Source organism: Nocardia sp. NPDC003963 (genome assembly GCF_053605105.1).
Genome location: NZ_JBSGIP010000113.1, coordinates 1 through 2696, shown reverse-complemented (window position 1 = coordinate 2696; position 2696 = coordinate 1). Strand labels below are relative to the sequence as shown.

Below are 2696 nucleotides of genomic sequence, written 5' to 3'. Positions count from 1 at the left end.
GATGTGTCGGTGTGGGAGTTCTTCTGGCCGTTGCAGGTGGGTGCGCGTCTGGTGGTGGCGAAGCCGGATGGTCATCGGGATCCGGCGTATCTGGCCGAGGTGATCGATGCCGAGCGGGTTTCGGTGGCGCATTTCGTGCCGTCGATGCTGACGGTGTTCGTGGCGGCGCTGTCCGCTGATACGACACCCGAGCGGTGTGGTTCGTTGCGTCTGGTGTTCTCCTCGGGTGAGGCGTTGGCGCCGAAGCCGGCGCAGCGGTTGCGGGAGTTGACCGGGACGGCTGTGCACAATCTGTACGGTCCGACCGAGGCCGCGGTCGACGTGACGTATCACGAGGTCACGGATGCGGATACGGTGTCGGTGCCGATCGGTGCGCCGGTGTTCAACACGCGCGTCTACGTCCTGGATGCCCGGTTGCGGCCGGTGCCGGTGGGTGTCGCGGGTGAGCTGTATCTGGCCGGTTCCCAGCTGGCACGCGGATACGTGGCGCGGCCGGATCTGTCGGCGGATCGGTTCGTCGCCGACCCGTTCGAGATCGCCGAGCGGATGTACCGCACCGGCGACCTGGTGCGCTGGACCGCCGCGGGTGAGCTGGAGTATCTGGGTCGTACCGATTTCCAGGTGAAGTTGCGTGGTCTGCGGATCGAACTCGGCGAGATCGAATCCGCGTTGACCGAGATCGACGAGGTCGCGCAGGCCGTGGTGGTGCTCCGTGGCGACGCGCGCACCGGCGATCAACTGGTCGGCTATGTGGTGCCGGCCGCCGGTGCCGTGGTCGGCAGCGATGCGTTGCGCACCGCCCTGTCGGGCCGGTTGCCGTCGTATATGGTGCCCGCCGCGTTCGTGGTGCTCGACGTCTTCCCGCTGAATGCCAGCGGCAAGCTCGATCGCCGGGCGCTGCCCGAACCCGTCTTCGCGGCCCGGGCGTTCCGGGCTCCGTCCACCCCGATCGAGGAGATCGTGGCGGCGACCTTCGCCGATGTGCTGGACGCGCAGCGGGTCGGCGCGGACGACGACTTCTTCGAGCTGGGCGGTAACTCACTGGTCGGTATGCAGGTCGCGGCCCGGATCGGCGCGGCGCTCGGTACCCAGGTGCCGGTTCGCACCCTGTTCGAGGCGCCGACCGTGGCCGCGCTCGCCCTCCGGGTGGAGGAGTCCGGCGCCCGGTCCCGGCCGGAGCTGGTGGCCGGACCGCGGCCGGAACAGGTGCCGCTGTCCTACGCGCAGTCGCGGATGTGGTTCCTGAACCAGTACGACACCTCGTCGGCGGCCTACAACCTGCCGATGGCGATCCGCCTCAGCGGTGACCTCGATGTGGCGGTGCTGCGCGCGGCGCTGGGCGATGTGGTGGCCCGGCACGAATCGCTGCGGACCCGGTACCCGGAGCAGGGTGGCCGGCCGGTGCAGCTGATCCTGCCGGCCGACCGGGCGATGCCGGCACTGGAACCGGAGCAGGTGTCCGCGGACGAGGTGACGGCCGCTGTCACCGAGTTCGCGGCAGCCGGGTTCGACGTGGCCGCCGCCGTGCCGTTGCGGATCCGTCTCTTCGCCGTCGCGCCGACGGAGTTCGTACTGGTCGTGGTGCTGCACCACATCTCCGGTGACGGTTTCTCGCTGGCACCGCTGGCGCGGGACGTGATGACCGCGTACGCGGCCCGTGCCCAGGGCGAACTCCCGGGCTGGGAACCGCTGCCGGTCCAGTACGCCGACTACACGCTGTGGCAGCGGCAGGCGCTGGGCGCCGAGGACGATTCGGATTCCGCGCTGGCGCGCCAGATCGCGTTCTGGCAGGACGCGCTCGCGGATCTGCCCGACGAACTGGTGCTGCCCACCGACCGGCCCCGCCCCGCGGTGGCGTCGCTGCGCGGCGCCCGGGTGCGCGGTGAACTGGACACCGAACTGGTGCGGGATCTGAACGCGCTGGCACGTACCCGCGGTGCGTCGATGTTCATGGTGCTGCACGCCGGTCTGGCAGCGCTGCTGGCGCGGTTGTCCGGTAGCGCCGATATCGCGATCGGTACGCCGATCGCGGGTCGTGGTGAGCAGGCGCTCGACGATCTGGTCGGCATGTTCGTCAATACGCTGGTGCTGCGGACCGAGGTCGGCTCGGGCGAGACCTTCACCGAACTGGTGGACCGGGCCCGCCGGGCGGATCTGGACGCGTTCGGTAATGCCGATGTGCCGTTCGAACGGCTGGTGGATCTGCTGGCGCCGGAGCGTTCGCAGGCCCGCAACCCGCTGTTCCAGGTGGCGCTGTCGTTCCAGAACCAGGAGGCACCGGCGCTGGACCTGGCCGGGCTGACGGTCGCCGGACTGGAGATCGCCGACGATGTGGCGCGCTTCGACCTGCAGTTCTCGCTGTTCGAAAACGGTTCGGGCGGTATGGAACTGGTGGTGAACTACGCCACCGAACTGTTCGACGAAGCCACCGCGGCCCTGATGATCACCCGGTTCCGGCGGTTGCTGGCTGCGGTGGCCGCCGACCCCGACGTGGTGCTGGGCGATCTCGAACTCCTCGAGCCGAGCGAACGCCGCGAGATCCTGTCCCGCACCGGTGGTCCGGTGGTGCCGGTGCGGACGTTGCCGGAGCTGCTGGCCGATGCGGTGGCGGTGGATCCGTCGGCGCCGGCGGTGGTGTTCGAGGGTGTCCGGTATTCCTATGGTGAGTTCGATGTGCGGTCGAACCGGTTGGCGCA

Annotated in this window: 1 protein-coding gene; it reads left to right on the top strand. The window is 69.5% G+C overall.

Annotation, left to right across the window (positions count from 1 at the left end; genetic code table 11):
* A partial coding sequence (locus tag ACWEWT_RS38550; protein WP_452565898.1) for a condensation domain-containing protein occupies positions 1 to 2696 on the top strand: 2696 nt, incomplete at both ends.